The 17,303-nt window shown below is 47.0% G+C and carries 10 protein-coding genes; 1 reads left to right on the top strand and 9 read right to left on the bottom strand.

Annotated elements, in window-relative coordinates; genetic code table 11:
• Positions 1-47: 47 nt before the first annotated feature.
• The 8 genes from JXR92_RS08660 to JXR92_RS08625 all read right to left on the bottom strand — a co-directional run bounded on the left by JXR92_RS08660 (position 48) and on the right by JXR92_RS08625 (position 13,984).
• Positions 48-935, bottom strand: a complete 888-nt coding sequence (locus JXR92_RS08660; RefSeq protein ID WP_005835617.1) for a carbohydrate kinase family protein — start codon at positions 933-935, stop codon at positions 48-50.
• Positions 936-1,169: 234 nt separating this feature from the next.
• Entirely contained in the window at positions 1,170-2,336 is a 1,167-nt protein-coding gene (locus tag JXR92_RS08655) for an MFS transporter (RefSeq protein WP_131225922.1), read from the bottom strand.
• Between the two features lie 18 nt (positions 2,337-2,354).
• Positions 2,355-4,169 (bottom strand): glycoside hydrolase family 32 protein, encoded by a 1,815-nt coding sequence (locus JXR92_RS08650; RefSeq protein ID WP_061411199.1) that lies wholly within the window; start codon positions 4,167-4,169, stop codon positions 2,355-2,357.
• 136 nt (positions 4,170-4,305) lie between these two features.
• A complete protein-coding gene (locus JXR92_RS08645; protein WP_131225920.1) occupies positions 4,306-5,790 on the bottom strand; it encodes a glycoside hydrolase family 32 protein in 1,485 nt (494 codons plus the stop codon).
• Positions 5,790-7,925 carry a glycoside hydrolase family 32 protein gene (locus JXR92_RS08640; protein ID WP_061411203.1) on the bottom strand — a complete coding sequence of 712 codons (2,136 nt, stop codon included), beginning with the start codon at positions 7,923-7,925 and terminating at the stop codon, positions 5,790-5,792. The genes JXR92_RS08645 and JXR92_RS08640 overlap by 1 nt, the downstream gene beginning before the upstream one ends.
• 73 nt (positions 7,926-7,998) lie before the next feature.
• Complete coding sequence (locus tag JXR92_RS08635) at positions 7,999-9,783, bottom strand: RagB/SusD family nutrient uptake outer membrane protein (protein ID WP_138344726.1); 1,785 nt, start codon at positions 9,781-9,783, stop codon at positions 7,999-8,001.
• Positions 9,784-9,802: 19 nt separating this feature from the next.
• Positions 9,803-12,874, bottom strand: a complete 3,072-nt coding sequence (locus tag JXR92_RS08630) for a SusC/RagA family TonB-linked outer membrane protein (protein WP_138344724.1) — start codon at positions 12,872-12,874, stop codon at positions 9,803-9,805.
• Positions 12,875-13,132: 258 nt separating this feature from the next.
• On the bottom strand, positions 13,133-13,984 hold the full coding sequence (locus JXR92_RS08625; protein WP_061411208.1) for a patatin-like phospholipase family protein: 852 nt from the start codon (positions 13,982-13,984) through the stop codon (positions 13,133-13,135).
• 95 nt (positions 13,985-14,079) lie between these two features.
• Between JXR92_RS08625 and JXR92_RS08620 the strand changes: the two genes are divergently transcribed.
• Complete coding sequence (locus tag JXR92_RS08620) at positions 14,080-15,279, top strand: C1 family peptidase (RefSeq protein ID WP_061411214.1); 1,200 nt, start codon at positions 14,080-14,082, stop codon at positions 15,277-15,279.
• Positions 15,280-15,323: 44 nt separating this feature from the next.
• Here the strand turns inward: JXR92_RS08620 and JXR92_RS08615 are convergent, their stop codons facing one another.
• Positions 15,324-17,084 (bottom strand): 1-deoxy-D-xylulose-5-phosphate synthase, encoded by a 1,761-nt coding sequence (locus JXR92_RS08615; RefSeq protein ID WP_119993020.1) that lies wholly within the window; start codon positions 17,082-17,084, stop codon positions 15,324-15,326.
• Positions 17,085-17,303 lie beyond the last annotated feature (219 nt).

The raw sequence follows: 17,303 nt of genomic DNA, 5'->3' as shown, positions 1-17,303 counted from the left end.
TGCAGATGAGCAAAGATAGCGAAAAATGTGAAAAGAATAAGAAAAATCTATGCCAGCCTTTCTTTCAAGGCGTCCGGCAATTCCGGCATGGCACCGCTCTGGGTACATACATAGGCAGAGACTTCCACCGCCAGTTTATGGGCATCGGGCACCTGCTTCCCGCTGAGAATGGCAGCGGTGAAGGCTGCCGTGAACGAGTCACCGGCTCCAACGGTGTCCGCCACCGGTACCTTGGGTGTCTCCTGGAAGGAAACCACTCCCGGAGTGAACACATAGCTGCCATTCGTTCCACAAGTCAAGATAAGCATCTTCAGATTATACTTGGCCAGCAGAATCCAGCATTTGTCCTGCAAGTCGATGCCCGGGTAGCCGAAAATACGGCTGATGGTCACCAGTTCCTCATCGTTTATCTTGAGGATGTTGCAGCGGCGCATGGATTCGCAGAGTATCTCTTTGGTATAGAAACCCTGGCGGAGATTGATGTCGAATATCTTCAGTTGTCCCTCCGCATCGGGCATCGTGTCGAGAAAGCGGTTGATGGTGATGCGGCTTGTTTCGCTGCGTTGCGCCAAAGAGCCGAAACATACGGCACGCGTGTTCAGTGCCAGACGCTTCAGTTCGTCGGTAAAGGGGATGTTGTCCCAGGCCACGCCTTCCTTTATCTCATAGCACGGCACGCCCACGGCATCGAGCGTCACCTGCACCGTTCCCGTGGGGTAAGGCACGCGCTCTATCTGGGTGCGCAGCCCCTTCCGGGCGAACACATCCAGAATCTCGTCCCCATCCGCATCGGCACCTACGGCACTGACCACACGGCTGTCGAAACCAAACTGCGATGCATGGTAAGCAAAGTTTGCCGGAGCACCGCCTATCTTCTTTCCTTCGGGGAGGCAGTCCCACAAAGCCTCGCCCATACCTACTATTATCTTATTCATAATATTATATTGTTTAATGAATGATATATTTTATTCACGGCAAACTCAATGTCCTACCCGCTGCAAACCTAATAAAAAAGTTCCTAACTATAGAATGAAAAGTTGCCAATTATCTATTAAAAAGTTTCTAAGAACTAAGGATTATCTCTATCCCAAGGCTTGGGATAGACATCCGCAACCTTGGGACAGATATCCGCAGCCTTGGGATATGTATCCGCAGCCTGCGAACAAAGATTACCGCTTCATACGCAGCATATAGAAGAACAAGTACACTACCCCTACCGTCATCACAGCCACGGCACCGCTTTGTCCTACAGCATCACTTGCCAAGCCCATTGCTATCGGAAATACCGTACCGCCGAAGAGCCCCATAATCATCAAGCCGGAAACCTCGTTCTTCTTTTGTGGCATAGCAAGCAACGCTTGGGAGAAGATAACCGGAAAGATGTTCGAATTGCCGAAACCGATAAGGGCAATGCAAATGTATATCATTGTCTTTTCATGGAAAACGAACAACCCTACCATCGCCGCCAACATACATAACACGCTGATGCCGAAGAAGGTTCGGGGAGTCATCTTCTGAAGAATGAAGGCTCCGAGAAAGCAACCCGCCGTGCGGAAGATGAAGTAAAGGCTGGTGGCAAAGCCGGCATCGGCCAGCGTCATGCCCAGACGCTCCATCAGGATTTTGGGCGCTGTGGTATTCGTACCTACATCAATGCCCACATGGCACATGATGCCCAGGAAGCAGAGAAAGATAAACGGCTTGCCCAGCAGGGCGAGGCACTCCCCGAAGGTGGAAGGGCGTCCCTCTTCCTTTTCCTCGCGGATGGAAGTACCGCTCAGCCAAAGAATGGCAATCACCGCAATGACCATATAGACCGGGAACAGTACCCTCCAGCCCATGCCCAGAGACGGAATGGCCTGCGTAGCTCCCCACATGGCAATGTATGGAGCCAGAAACGAAGCAATGGCTTTTACAAACTGTCCGAAGGTGAGCGAACTTGCCAGCCGCTCGCCGCTTACGATGTTGGAAAGCAGCGGGTTGAGCGACGTTTGCATCAGCGCATTACCGATGCCCAGCAATGAGAACGAAAGCAGCATTAGCACGTAGCCGTCTCCGAAAACCGGGAGAAGTAAAGAGGCAAACGTGATGACCAGACTGAGAAGCACCGTCTTCTTGCGTCCGATGCGGTTCATCAGCATACCCGTAGGTACGGAGAAGATGAGGAACCAGAAGAACACCAGAGACGGGAATATGTTAGCTTGCGAGTCGGTCAGGTTCAAGTCGGCCTTCACGTAGTTGGAGGCGATGCCCACCAAATCCACAAAGCCCATGGCGAAGAAGCAAAGCATGACCGGAAAGAGCTTTGCCAAAGAAGAATTCTTAGTATTTTTCATGCTGAAGATTATTATCTGTTATTTTAATCCGAGTTTGTACACAGTAAACGAGGTGACATTGCAGCTTCCACCTTTAGCATAGAAACTGATACGGTTGTAAGGTTCCGACGGGAATACAAGATTTGTCATGGCAAAACGTCCGTCGTTGCCAAACGCTTCAATGCTCGACTTGTCTACGAACAAGCGGAGTTTCATTTCATTGCCACCCTCGACAGGAGCCACGGTCACTGCAGGGAAGTCCTTGCTGAACGACACCTCACCACTCTTGGTACGGTCTATGGTGAACGTCTTTTCCGCCAGGTTATAGTACATCTCCACCTCCTCGCCTTTCGAGTTAAAGAGCTGGAATCCTATCACATCCGCATCCTTATTCTTGATGGTCATTTCGATTTCATACGTTCCGGAATTGTCATTCAGCAGTTTGTCCAGATTATACGTGCGGTCTACCTTGAAAGCACGCTTCTTGCTGCCTTTATCCCTCAGTTTCAGCAATTCGGGAGACGGGGTTACCTTTACATAGGTTTCACCCTCCGAGGTATAGAGCGAAAGGTCACGCGGCACGGAGTTGGCACTACGATATTGACGGGTGGGCACATCATTGGCATATTGCCAGTTGCTCATCCATGCCAATGCAATGGCACGTCCTGCAGGGGCATTGCTCCAAGTGACAGTTGCATAATGGTCTTTTCCCCAGTCCATCCATTTCGTCACTGCGGGAGACTCGTTCACGAATTTCTTACCGTCAAATGTCCCTACGAAATATTGTGTGGCAGAGCCACCGAACGGTCCGCCCGGATTGAGGTTACAGACGAGTACCCACTTCTTCAGTTCCGTACCTTCAACCGGCAGTTCAAGCAGGTCGGGACACTCCCAGACTCCGCCGTGAGCACCTTGTCCTTCACCGAATTTGCTCTCCAGCGTCCAGTTCTTCAGGTCGGCAGAAGAGTATATCTCCATTTCCTGCCCTACGGCAAGAACCATAATCCATTTCTTGGTATCTTCGTGCCAGATGACTTTAGGGTCACGGAAGTCGCGCTGCGTGGAAGTCAGGATGGGATTTCGCGCATACTTCTTGAAGTTTTTTCCGTTGTCAAGGCTATAGGCCATGCTCTGTACTTGGCGGTCGCTTGCCGATGTGTAGAAAGCAATGACGGCACCGGCACCAAACCCGGCCGTATTATCCTTGTCGACAACACAAGAACCACTGAATATTGTTCCCAGCGCATCGGGCGAAATGGCATCTCCGTGATGCTCCCAAGTGACGAGGTCCGTACTGGTGGCATGTCCCCAATGCATGTTCCCCCACATGGAGCCGTAGGGATTATGCTGGTAGAACAAATGGTAAACCCCGTCTTTGTAGAACATTCCGTTAGGATCATTCATCCAACCGTAAGCCGGGCTGAAATGATACACCGGACGGAACTTCTCCCGGTTCGAAACATCGAATTCATCCGACAGTTTCATTTCTTCCCAGCATAAGGCCGAATCCGAAATAAGCTGGAAGTTGAAAGAGAGATGTTTATTATCGAAGCCAGTCAAATCGACCGGAACAAAATAGTCAACCTTATTGACTGCCAATCGCACGTTCATACTGCGTACAACATCATTGTCTGCTATCATATACAATTTTGCCTCCGGAGAAGCCTCTTCCACCGGCAGCAGCAAAAACTTCTTCTGCTCGTCAATTTGGACGATACTCTGTCCGTCACCCAGATGTTTAATCACGAAAGGAGGATTTATGGCCTGGCATGTGAAGACAGCCACGGTAGTTCCTAATATAAATACGGTAAGCGTCCTTCTGATTGTCCGCCAAAAGTCTTTTAAATGAATCATGTTTCTGTTGGTATTAAATTAATTATGTTTTTCTACCATGCAAAGATACGCCACCAAGCAGCAGGAGACTATCTTTTTTGTTTCAAAGCATACTACAAATGTTACATTCAGTCTAAAATAACACAAATTAAATTCCTCATCTCCATATTGATTTAAGCATCCAGGCATCCAACTCCATTTTCGTCCCCTTCTTCTGCGCAAAAAGTTCGATACCGGTTTGAGCCTCGCCCGGATAGGTTAATAATGTGAATACATCCTTCCCGTCATTGGCAAAGATTTCAATACTCGATTTGTCTACAAATATATGCAAATGTATCTTATTATCTACCGGTTCCACCCTGGCATATGCCATACGGCTGAATTTAGGAATCTGCACATCGGAGCAATGGGTACGGTCAATCACCAGATTATGTGAATCCGTATCATAGCTGACCACCACTTTGCGCCCTTCACCCACACACAAATTCAAGCCAAAGGTGTTGGATACGTCAGTAGAAAACGAAGCATCGAGTTCGTAGACATTCTTATCGGGAACAAAGCCGGGTAACCTCTGTGTCCCCACCGATAAAGCACGTTTCACCGATGCAGGCTTATGGCGAAGTGTTTGCAACTGTTCCACCGGCTTCTGCACCAGCCTCACGCCTTCCTTGTATGTCTTCAGTTCCAGGTTGCGGGGAATGGACCAAAAGCCCTTCCCATACTTCGATGGAGCTACCGGTGCATAGTCCCAGGTTGCAACCCAGCCCATCGAAATTTTGGAATCCAACGTTCCGTCAAAATCCTGAAATGTACGGGATGCATAAAAGTCCAGCCCTTTGTCCACATATAGAGGCTCTGCAGGATGGTTATCCATCAGCTTAAAAGAAGTGCCGTCGAAGTCTCCTATAAAGTATTGTTCTTGCGCCCAGTTTACAGATACGACCATCACCCACTTTTTCTTGTCAGAATCCCCGTCAACCGACAACTGGAATAAATCCGGGCACTCCCAAGACTTTTCACTGTCACCGGCAGGGCCGAAATCACTGGTCCAAGTCCAGTTTTTCAAATCAGGAGAGGTATAAAACTTGATTTTCTTCTCCAGGGCCTTGGCTACAACCATCACCCATTTTTGAGTCGGCTCGTGCCAGAAGACGGTAGGGTCCCTAAATTCCGTACTCCAAAGGTCCAGAACCGGGTTACCTTCGTAATAATGAAATGTCTTTCCGTCATGACTGAAAGAGATGCCCTGCGCTTGTTTCTTGGAGTCCTTCTCAAAAACGGTGTAAGCCGCCACATAAGCACCTTTGCCGAAACCGGCAGTGTTGTTCTTGTCTACGACTGCAGAACCGGTGAAGTAACTGATATTGTCATCTGCTCCGGTCATGGCATAAGGGGTTATCTGTTGGTAATGTACCAAATCTGTAGATTCGACTTTGCCCCACCAGTACATATGATATTTACCCTGATAGTACATGAATCCCGAGGGGTCACCAATCCATCCCTTCTCCGGACTGAAATGATACTGAGGACGATAAGGCTCTTTGTATAAACTGTCTGAATTCATTTGTGCACCGGCAGACAATGTTCCTGCCACTAAAAGTGCACCCAATATAGTCGGTATCTTCATTTTCTGTATTTTCATTAAAAGTTCATCTTTACCCTTGCATCTTTCAGTCTCCAAACTTCGGCAGCAACTTCCGTTGTATTTCCGTCAGAGAATAGTTCCAATAGCGTACTGTTTTCTTTCAGAGGAAAGATTCTTGTGGTGAATGCATCCTCATCATTAATAAATCCTTCCACCACAGAACCGTCTATAAACAGACGAATCTCCACCGGCTTGGTTGTATCCAACCGATACCGATCCCTGCGGAGCTTCAAAGGAATGTGTGCACGCAAGGAAGAATGCGTCTGGTCCACAATAAGTTCCTCCTTTTCCACATCATAATACATCAGGCTATATTCGCTATTATCCGGATTCTTACACAATGTAAATCCAAACCGTTTTGCGTCACCGGGATAAAAAGTCGCCTTGACTTCAAGCTGATGTTCCCTTCTGCTCACAATGCGCGGTTTCGCAGCAGTCAATGCCTGCCTGGAATAAACCGTGGATTGTTCACGCAATTGTTTCATTACGGGATGGGGTGTTTGGCATAGTTTTCCATCTTTCAGCTGCCATCTTCTGGGCATACTATAGAGATGCGCCCATCCTTGTTCATAAGTGGCCTCCCCTCCTATTTCATCGGGTATAATGGCAATGGCAGCAACATCCCCTTCCGAAGTCTCCACAACAGAAGGGGACAGCAAGCGGTTGATGACCTCCAGATTTTGAGGAACCGGATTGTCCGGTATAAACTTTTCATTCTTGAAATCTCCTATCCAATACTGGCAACGCGCAGGTATGCCTTTATGAGGAACCCTATTCACCAAAAGAACATACTTGCCGCCCATCTTCTTAAAGACCGGCATTTCCCAGAAAATACCGGAGTCATCCACTTCCGGATTGCCCTCAAACAGCAAATGTACAAAATCCCATCTCTTCAAGTCCGCCGATTTATAAAGCAGCAAAGCCCCGTGGGGTGTATCGGTCTGCTCAATGCCGAAACCGATAATCATATACCAGACATCACCCTCTTTCCAGACATACTGGTCACGCATGTCCGTACGGGTATATCCGGCAGGCTTCTCGGCAATAACCGGATTACCCGCATATTTCTCCCATTCTATCAACGCAGTATCTTTTGGAAAAGCAATACCCACTCCCATCTTGTCTCCACCGGCTGTGTATATCAGCTGGGGGATACCGTCATCATTGATAACAGCATGCCCGGACCATATTCCATTCTTGTCATAAGCAGCATCAGGAGTCAAAGCCGGCTTTTCCTCCGTCCAATGAAGCATATCGGGACTGCTGAAATGTCCCCAATTTATCTGTCCCAGGAAGATTGCAGAAGCATTCTTCTGATTGAATATATGATATTTACCTTTATAAAGAAGTAAACCATGCGTCTCATTCGTCCAGTTGGCAGCCGGTAACAGATGATAGCGGGGACGGTTGAAGTCCTTCGCAAAACGGGTTTCCGGAATAGCCAAAACCGGAGTCTTCTTCAATCCTAAGGCAATCTCGTCTCTCCATGCAGACGAATCATCGGAAAAGGGAGTGAGGCTTATCCCGTCAATCAACCCGTTTATAGCCGTAACATCGTACATCCAAACCTTCTTTTCCCTGAAATCCTTACCTACCCGAAGCATCATTTCACCATCTTGCAAGTTCCGGGGCCATACCTCTACACTCATCCTCTGCCCATTCAGGCAAACCGATTCATTATTCAAATCAAGGACTACATGCAGCCACTTGAAACGGTCGACTTTTGTCTTTAATGAACAGTAAGAGTATGAGCCATTCTGCCCCATTCCCAACAGCAGCTCACCATAACGGTCTACACATACCGCTACAGATGTTCCTGCCATGTCTCTGATTCCCATAAAGGCAGCAGTATCCGTCGGATAAGATTCCAGAGCAAACCATCCGGACAACGACGAAACATCTCCTTCCGTGGTTGTATCCATCCAAGTGGAATACCCGTCTGTACGAAGGGCTTTACCTTCGACTCCGGTAACAAATTCCGGTATTTCCTTTATAGTGTACAAATTCAACAATGACTTGCCGTCACTGGAGAGTAAGGGGTCCTGCCCATCAAACGACCATGTTTTTTGAGCAAAAGCTGCATTCAAAGAAAGCAATAGACAGCCCAATATAGAATAGGCAAAGTGTTTCATAATAAAAGATTGTTTAAAGGAAGAGGGGGAAACGTTTGTTTCCCCTCCCTTCCGTTTTTATTTCAAAATATAATTAGTTGAACGGAGCATAACCGGGATTCTGTACATACTTGCCTCCAGAAAATCCGTATTGATTGTTCGGAACCGGATAATACTCATCCTTTCCACCCGTAAAGTGCGCATTGGCATAATAAATGCGATTGTCTGACTCCGCAGCGATGTACTTGTTCATGGTTGTTTCCACTATGCCCCAACGGACCAGGTCGAAGAAACGTTCACCTTCCAAAGCCTTCTCCAGACGTGTTTCCCAACGGAGGGCCTGACGGGCATAATCCTGATTCCAGACATCAGCAGGATAAGGATTGACAAGGTAGTTGGCCGCATAGTTGGAATGGTCGTTGAAATCCTTTACATAGGCGCTGTTCCGGGCACGATTGCGTATCTGATTAATCAAATCACGGGCAGTTTCGAGTCCATTGCCTTCATTGAGTTCAATAAGAGCCTCAGCTTTCCAAAGAAGAATATCCGCGTAACGTATAATCTGCCAGTTCAACTGTGAAGCCCCCCAAGGCCAGCCATTAAACATATCACTACTTTCCGGAGAAACCCAGAAGCGCTTCGCGCAATTATAGCCATAAGTTTCCTTATCACGCACCCATCCTTCACATGGTTTGTCCGGGTAAGTTTTCCAAGTTATAGTAGGACGGCCCACAACAAAATCGAGACGCGGGTCTACATTGGGAGTCGTGTTTTGTAAAGTATAAACCCCATTGTTCAATACCGCCCAACTATAATCAGACTTTGACTGATAATTAAAATCGGGCAGACCGTTTGCATCTGTCTGATAAGCATTAATCAGGTCTTGGCTGGGCAGGAAGAAACCGTCACCTCCGTAAGGGCTGCCTCCACCCGGAGAATTCAACAGATTGCTCCAATTGATGCGGCCGGCACTTTCGGTACCGTCATTCATGGAATATTGAATGGCAAAAACAGACTCTTTACCGTTTTCATTAGCTACTAAATCCAATCCCTGGAAATCGTCAAGCAAACCGTAACGGTTGCTGGCAGTCACTTGGTCGCAAAGCGAAACGACTTCCCTCAGCAGCTCTTTATTGATGGAAGTTACGGCATGCGTAGTCTCATCTTGCTGATACGCTTGGTACAGCTTGATTTTAGCCGCATAGGCCAGTGCTATATATTTATGAATACGCCCTACCTCCGACTGTGATGCAGGAAGCAGTTCGGCGGCATCAAGCATCTCCTTGGCCAGCATACTCAGAATCTCGTCACGGGTAAACTCATTGTTCGGAATATCCGGATATTGGGAAATCTCAACGTTCTCATCAAAATAAGGTATCTTGTTGAAAAGGCGGCTCAATTCAAAGTAATAATGGGCACGAAGCACTTTCATCTCCGCAATACGGGATACACGTCCGTTCACCTGCTCATCTGTTGCAGCATTCAGAACGCGCAATGCAGAGTTACAACGCTGTACACTGCAATATAGATGGTACCACTTGCTGTCCAGAAATCCATTGGTTGCATCCATATCAAATGTCTCCATACGGTGCACTTCATTAAGGTCACCAACACCACCACCGCCTTTATAGGCATTATCCGAACGTACCTCACCATAGGTCCAATTGGAAGTAGGATGACACCATACACTCCAGCTCTGTCCTTCGGGACCACCCAAAGCTGCATACGCGGCATTCACCAAAAGGTCGGCACCTTCTGTAGAAGTCATAATATCTTCATTCAAGCTACCCTGGGGCTTCAAATCCAGGAAACGGTCTTCATTACAGCTTGCAGTCATCAGCGCTACTACGCCAAGCATATATAAATGTTTCAATTTCATGATAGTATAGTTTTAAAGTTTAGAAACCAAATGATAATCCCAAAGAGAACGTACGGGGCAACGGATAAGGATAACCCAGACCTTCAGGGTCGGCACCTGTATAACCGGTAATCGTAAACAAATTCTGAGCCTGGAAATAAATGCGCGCATGACGCATCTTCATCTTATCGAGAACTGCTTTAGGAAGCGTGTAACCCAATGTCAGACTTTTCAGCTTGATATACGAACCATTTTCAATATAGAACTCAGATACTTCGTGCTCATTGTTGCTGTTAAGAGTGGTCAAAGCAGGTACACTGCTATTGTAAACACCCGTCTTTTCAAAGTTCTCGTAAGCATGCATGGCATCGAGCAGGCGGGTAGAGTGATTACCGGTCCAGCATTGGAATAAATCCGTATAATATTTGGAGTTGTTATAGGCATCACGAATCATACCGTTGAAGAACATGCTGAGGTCAAAGCCTTTCCAAGATGCCCCAAGATTCAGACCTGCAATCACTTTCGGATTGTCAGAACCCAACCATACACGGTCGTTCGTATCAATCGTACCGTTATCGTCAGCATCCACGTATTTGATACGTCCTACTCCGGGAGCGCCAAACTGTACATTATATTTGGATTTATACTCATCCACCTCCTGCTGGGTACGGAACACTCCATCTGTCTTGAAGCCCATCCATGAACCGAACGGTTGGCCAACCAAAGTCTTGTCAACCCCATTACCGCCACCATAAGTATAGTAAATTTCTTCCGTCAGCTCTGTCACTTCATTTTTGTAATATGAAAGGTTGAATGCTACATTATACTGGAAATCTTTTACCTTATCATTCCAGGTCAGTGCCATCTCGAAACCTTTATTGTTCATCGTACCACCATTATACCAGCAGTAACCACCCTCGCCAATGACAGCAATATACGGTTTCTCCACAAGCATATCACTTGTCTTCTTATCAAAATAATCGAGAGAAGCGCTCAGGCGTCCGTTCAAGAAAGCGGCGTCCACACCGATATTGAGTTGTCTTGTACTCTCCCACTTCAAATCAGGATTGGTAGACCTCACTTTGTAGCCACCGGGGGCCAAAGTCGTTCCATCACCGTTCATGTTGTAGCTTGCATCCTTCAGACTAATCAAGTATTTAGTATAGGGGGCCTCATTATCAATAATATCGTTACCATTGATACCCCATGAAGCACGTAGTTTCAAATCTGCCAACCAATTCTTGGTCGCTTCCATAAACTTCTCACTTGAAATGCGCCAGCCTGCCGACACTGAAGGGAAGTAATCCACATTATTACCCTTTGCCAAGCGGGAAGAAGCATCACGGCGCACCGTAACAGAGGCCAAATACCGTCCTTCATAATCATAGTTCACTTTACCAAAGTAAGACACCATGCCATAATTGGAAGCACCGGCACCTACATTCTTACCGGCAGTCACACCGTCGAGATAAATATAATCTTCATCTTCTACAGCCAGTCCCGTACCATAACCGAACATGGATTCCGAATGGTTCTTCTTGGCTTCTGTACCAAGAAGTGCAGTCAGATTGTTCTTTCCAAAAGCTTTGCTATAAGTCACGGTATTGGTCCATACCCAATCCAGTCTTTTGTTGGATGATTGAGTCAGCTTATTGACCTCATCACGTGCCCATGCCGGCTCAAAAGTTTTGTTGGTTTCATCATAATAATTCATACCGAAATTGGTTTTCAGCACCAGGTTCTTAATCGGTTCAATTTCAAGGAATGCATTACCAAAGATACGCCAGTAATCATGTTTGTTCTGTTTTTCATTCTCCAACAAACGTGCCATATTGGGGGCATCACCCAAAACATCATTGATGGCATCGTTATAATTGCCATTCTCATCATAAACCGTCTTGGCAGGATGCTGTTTGATGGCATTCTCATCTACACCGGCCGGACTGAGGGTTTGTGTCCAACGATTGATGGCAACGTTCTCGCCGATGCGCAAGCGATTGTCAAGATAATGATAGTTAGAACTGATGCGGGTATTGATACGCTGGAAATTCGTATTCTCTACCAGACCGTCATGGTCGAGATAGTTCAACGCTAACGAGAAGGCACCATTGTCAGAGCCCTTTGAAAGTGTCGCACTATAATTCTGCATCAAGGCAGTGCGATAAACCACATCGCGCCAATCCGTATCAACGGCATGTACTTTAGCTCCATTCAGGCCGATATAGTCTTGAAGTTGGGGAGTTGCACCATTACCATATATTTCGCTGCTTGGCGTAGCTCCATTATTGGCATACTTATAAGCCGACCAATAAACCTGGCCCCACTCATCTGCATTCAACATATCAAAGCCACATTGATAGGTCTGCAAAGTCAACGACATATCAAAATCCACACGGGTCTCCCCTTTCTTGGCACGTTTGGTAGTAATGATAATCACACCATTGGCAGCCTGTGCACCATAAATAGAAGCGGAAGCGGCATCCTTCAATACCTGAATGGATTCTACATCATTGGAAGAAAGGATAGACGAGATGTTCTCACGGGTCATCACACCGTCAATGACATAAAGCGGGGAATTGGCATCATTTCGGAAAGATGACTTACCACGGACCAATGTAGAAGTATTTCCACCGCCCGGTGTGCCGTCAGTCGTAATGTTCATACCGGCAACACGTCCCTGCAAGCTCGACAACACATTTCCCGTAGGAATATCTGCTACATCCTTCATCTTGACCACAGCTACCGAACCAGTCAAACTGGCCTTCTTCTCGGACATATAGCCGGTCACTACTACTTCATCAATCAACTGGGAATCTTCCGTCAACTCAATGCGTAAAATGGGCTGTGCCTTTACTGTAACGGTTTTATATCCTATATAGGATACAGACAATGTGGCACCGGAAGCTACAGACAGAGTGAAATTTCCGTCAATATCCGTAATTGTTCCATTACTGTTGGAACCTACTTCCATGACAGAAGCACCGATAATGGATTCACCACTCGATTTTTCAACGACAGTACCTTTTACCTGGACTTGCTGGGCAAAGGAAGAGATGCCCGCAAAGAGAAGCACAATTAGTGTGCAAAGCCTGAGACTAATGCTTTTCAACATATCTATCAATTTAAAGTTAATAATAAACCAATTCTGCAATTGAGTTTTGTGTCAGCAAAATTAAGCGAAACCAGAATTTGCACCTATAACAAATGTTACGAAAGGTGGTATTTTTGATACATCCCCTTTCTAAAGGTATTCTACGCGTGTTTTTTGCTAAATAAACTTTAGCTTTAGCAGCAAATTAATAGAAAAGAATGAAAACAATATGGGAGCAGATGCTAATTGTACCAGCTCTCATAGTATACTCTCTCAGAATCAAAAACGAAAAACAAACTGTTCCGCACACCGGTATCCTTCTTCATAAAGCTCCGTCAGCTTCTTGATGTCACGCTCGATGCGGTCTACCACTACCGGCTTCTGTGGACGGATAACAATAATTTCCCCGGCGGCTTCCATCCGTTCCACCTGCTCCAACTGTTGATTATAGACAATGCTGCGGCGATTGATAGCTTCACGCAATAGCGGATATTTCTTATATATAAAAGGTGGAACCTTCGTTCCCTGAATTTCCTTACGGTATCCATGATTGCGCGTCAATACTACCACATTATTGGTAAATCCATCCTGACGGGCACGCATCAAAGGGATACTGTCCACAATACCTCCATCCAGCATCGGGGTGTTGTCCACATAGGTAACGGGACAGACAAACGGCAGACTGCTCGAAGCACGCACAATATCAATGACGCGCTCTTTACTCCGCTTCTCCTCAAAATAGTTCGCTTCGCCCGTCTCGCAATTGGTAGTTACCATCACATAGCGTTCGGGGCAATGAAAGTATGCCTCGTAGTCGTAGGGAAGTATGTGTTCCGGAAACTCCTGGAACAACAAGTCGAAATCCATGATATTCCGCTTCTTCAACAGATACTTCAATCCGATGTAATTGTATTTTTCCAACAAGTCGATATTGCTGTACTTGGCACGCCCGCGCTGACCGGACATATAGGAAAGTCCGTTGCAGGCTCCGGCACTGACGCCGATGGTATAGGGAAAGCGAATGCCACGATCCATAAAGTTGTCGAGCACACCGCAAGTGAAGACGCCGCGCATACCGCCACCCTCCAAAACAAGACCGCTACGGTCATCAATATGTATTATTTTCTCCATAAGTGTCGGAATTAACGCTTCAAAGATAGCTTTTGTTTACGATATTCTACCTATATTTGCAGTTGCAACAATAAATCTATAACATTTTAATTATGATGAAGAAATCAATACTGATGGCTGCATTGGGTTTATTAAGTTTAAACACAATAGCACAAGACACTCTGAAAGAGGAAGGTTTCATCTTTACGACCGTAAAAGAAAATCCGATCACTTCTGTTAAGAACCAGAACCGCGCCGGTACATGCTGGTGCTATTCCGGATTGGCATTCATCGAATCCGAACTGCTCCGCATGGGCAAAGGCGAATACGACTTTTCTGAAATGTTTATCGTACACAACACCTATCTGGACCGTGCCGACAAGGCAGTGCGTACACATGGTGACGTTTCGTTCTCACAAGGCGGTTCGTTCTACGATGTAATTTATGGTATGAAAACTTTCGGTCTGGTGCCCGAAGAGGAAATGCGTCCGGGCGTTATGTATGGCGACACGCTGAGCAACCACACCGAATTGACAGCCGTATCTGATGCCGTAGTGGCAGCCATTGCCAAGGGAAAACACCGCAGCCTGCAAACAGACCAAGACAAGAACCCGCTCTGGAAGAAAGCCATTACCGCTATCCACGATATTTATCTGGGCGAACGTCCCGAGAAGTTCACCTACAAAGGCAAGGAATATACTCCGAAGTCTTTCTATGAATCTACCGGACTGAATGCAGATGACTATATCTCACTGACTTCCTATACCCACCATCCCTTCTACCAGCCGTTCGTCCTAGAAATACAAGACAACTGGCGTTGGGCTTCTTCCTACAACTTGCCTATCGACGAGTTGATGGAAGTGTTTGACAACGCTATCAATAAGGGTTACACCATTGCATGGGGTAGTGACGTAAGCGAACAAGGCTTCACACGCGACGGTATAGCCGTAATGCCCGATGCAGAAAAGGTGCAAGAACTGAGCGGTTCTGACATGGCACACTGGCTGAAAATGAAACCCGAAGAAAAGAAACTGAACAGCAAGCCTCAACCGCAGAAGTGGTGCACACAAGAAGAGCGCCAGCTGGCATACGACAACTGGGAAACTACTGACGACCACGGTATGCTGATTTACGGTATAGCCAAAGACCAGGAAGGCAACGAATACTATATGGTAAAGAACTCTTGGGGTGAAGCCGGAAAGTACAAAGGTTTGTGGTATGCTTCCAAAGCTTTCGTGCGCTATAAAACAATGAACATCATTGTGCACAAGGATGCACTGCCTAAGGATATTGCCAAGAAACTGGGTATTAAATAAATAAAAGAAGGAGATGCATCAAACTGCATCTCCTTTTTCAATTCTTAACAAATCCTACAGATATCTTCCACAATCTGCGGAACCGTCAACCGGTTCTTCTTCAACTGTTCCTCCACATCGTAACGGTCGATAAACTCTTTCTTCACACCATAGTTCAGTACCTTCATATCCGACGGACCGTAGTAACGGGCAATCTTCTCGCCAAAGCCACCGTCCAGCACTCCGTCCTCAAGAGTAATGACCAGTGTATGGTCGAGCTTCAGGTCATCGAGCAAAGCCTCGTCCACACCCGTGATGTAGCGGGGATTGACAAGCGTGGCATCCATTCCTTTCTCTTCCTTCAACCGGGCAGCCACAGCTTCGCCCAACTGATAGAAAGAGCCCAGTCCCAATATGGCGACCTTCTCTCCACGATGGGACACCTCATAACGGTTCAGCGTCTTGCCGTAATCCTTCTCTGGTTCTACATTCCTGCGAACAACCCCATTGGCCGGCACGCGAATGGCAACCGGATGTTCCGTCTGACGGATGCCCCACTCCAGCATTGCCATATACTCCTCACGGCAAGTAGGTGCCAGATAAACCATATTCGGAATATTGCCGATAACCGGAATATCGAAAAGACAAAGATGGGTAACGTCATTCATACTCGACAAGCTTCCCCAGAAGACAAGAATCAGTGCAGGATTATTGTTGATGCAAAGATCCTGGGACAACTGGTCGTAGGCGCGCTGGATAAAGGTGCTGTAAACCCCGAATACCGGTTTTCCACCTCCGGCAGCAATGGCAGAAGCCATGGCAACAGCCTGCTCTTCGGCAATGCCCACATCAATGAACTGCCGCCCTGCCTCTTTGCGGCGCTCCGGTGTAAAGCCAAATACCGTAGGTGTACCTGCGGTGATACCCACCACAGTCGGGTCTTTCTTCATCTCCTGCAACAGATAACCGGCGGTAAGGTCGGCATAGTCTTCACCCTTCCCAGGCTCACCGGTCAGATTGCCGGTCTCAAGGTCGAACGGAACACTGTAATGGAAACGTTCTTTCTGCTCTTCCGCCAATTTGTATCCCTTACCTTTCAAGGTATTGATATGTACCACAACCGGATGCTTCTTGTCCTTCACTTCACGGAAAGCCTCTATCAATTGCTCCACGTCATTGCCATCCTTCACATAGAGATAATCATATCCCATTGCCTTAAAATAGTTGCAGGGAGCCTGACCCTCCGTTTCGCGCAACTGTTGCAGATTGCGGTATAGCCCGCCATGATTCTCGGCAATGGACATCTGGTTGTCGTTGACAATGACGATGAAGTTCGTGCCCAGTTCGGCACCTACATTCAATCCTTCGAAGGCTTCGCCACCACTTAGCGAGCCATCGCCGATGACGGCAATCACATTACCCGTCTCCCCCTTCAAGTCACGCGCCTTGGCAAGCCCGCTTGCCAGACTGACGGAGGTAGAGGTATGCCCGATGACGAAGAAGTCGTGCTCGCTTTCCGACGGTTCGGAATATCCGGAGACTTCGTCATACTCGTCCGCATTCATAAACGCTGCCCGGCGGCCTGTCAATATCTTATGGGTATAACTTTGATGGGACACGTCATAAACTATCTTGTCCGTTGGTGAATCGAACACGTAATGCAGGGCTATGGTGGCTTCTACCATTCCCAGGTTGGGACCTACGTGTCCTCCGTGGGAGCTCAACTTGTTTAACAACACCTGGCGGATTTCTCCACCCAATCCGTTCATTTCGCTGACTGATAACTTTTTCACGTCAGCAGGGGAATTTACTTTTTCAATATACATATTCTATAATAGCATTTAAGTAGCGATACTTGTTTATCCGATGCCGCCCGTCGTGCAGGCCTCATCCGGACGCTGCAAAAGTACAGAGGAAACGGGAACGGAAAGGTAGATAAATTACCGGTTTTATTACCTTTTTTACAGATATAGAGCCTACTGATATTTGCGCAAAATCCCTCAACTTGTGCATTTTTCACCCCATTTTCTTGTCAAACCCAACTC

The organism is Bacteroides parvus, from assembly GCF_017309675.2.
Classification (GTDB): domain Bacteria; phylum Bacteroidota; class Bacteroidia; order Bacteroidales; family Bacteroidaceae; genus Bacteroides; species Bacteroides uniformis.
This window is presented reverse-complemented; position numbering and strand designations above follow the sequence as displayed.

What these genes read in the sequence shown, in the direction of transcription:
- JXR92_RS08620 (WP_061411214.1), top strand. Translation starts at nt 14,080, where the DNA reads ATGAAGAAATCAATACTGATGGCTGCATTGGGTTTATTAAGTTTAAAC.
- JXR92_RS08655 (WP_131225922.1), bottom strand. Translation starts at nt 2,336, where the DNA reads ATGAAAAATACTAAGAATTCTTCTTTGGCAAAGCTCTTTCCGGTCATG.
- JXR92_RS08660 (WP_005835617.1), bottom strand. Translation starts at nt 935, where the DNA reads ATGAATAAGATAATAGTAGGTATGGGCGAGGCTTTGTGGGACTGCCTC.
- JXR92_RS08645 (WP_131225920.1), bottom strand. Translation starts at nt 5,790, where the DNA reads ATGAAAATACAGAAAATGAAGATACCGACTATATTGGGTGCACTTTTA.
- JXR92_RS08615 (WP_119993020.1), bottom strand. Translation starts at nt 17,084, where the DNA reads ATGTATATTGAAAAAGTAAATTCCCCTGCTGACGTGAAAAAGTTATCA.
- JXR92_RS08640 (WP_061411203.1), bottom strand. Translation starts at nt 7,925, where the DNA reads ATGAAACACTTTGCCTATTCTATATTGGGCTGTCTATTGCTTTCTTTG.
- JXR92_RS08630 (WP_138344724.1), bottom strand. Translation starts at nt 12,874, where the DNA reads ATGTTGAAAAGCATTAGTCTCAGGCTTTGCACACTAATTGTGCTTCTC.
- JXR92_RS08635 (WP_138344726.1), bottom strand. Translation starts at nt 9,783, where the DNA reads ATGAAATTGAAACATTTATATATGCTTGGCGTAGTAGCGCTGATGACT.
- JXR92_RS08650 (WP_061411199.1), bottom strand. Translation starts at nt 4,169, where the DNA reads ATGATTCATTTAAAAGACTTTTGGCGGACAATCAGAAGGACGCTTACC.
- JXR92_RS08625 (WP_061411208.1), bottom strand. Translation starts at nt 13,984, where the DNA reads ATGGAGAAAATAATACATATTGATGACCGTAGCGGTCTTGTTTTGGAG.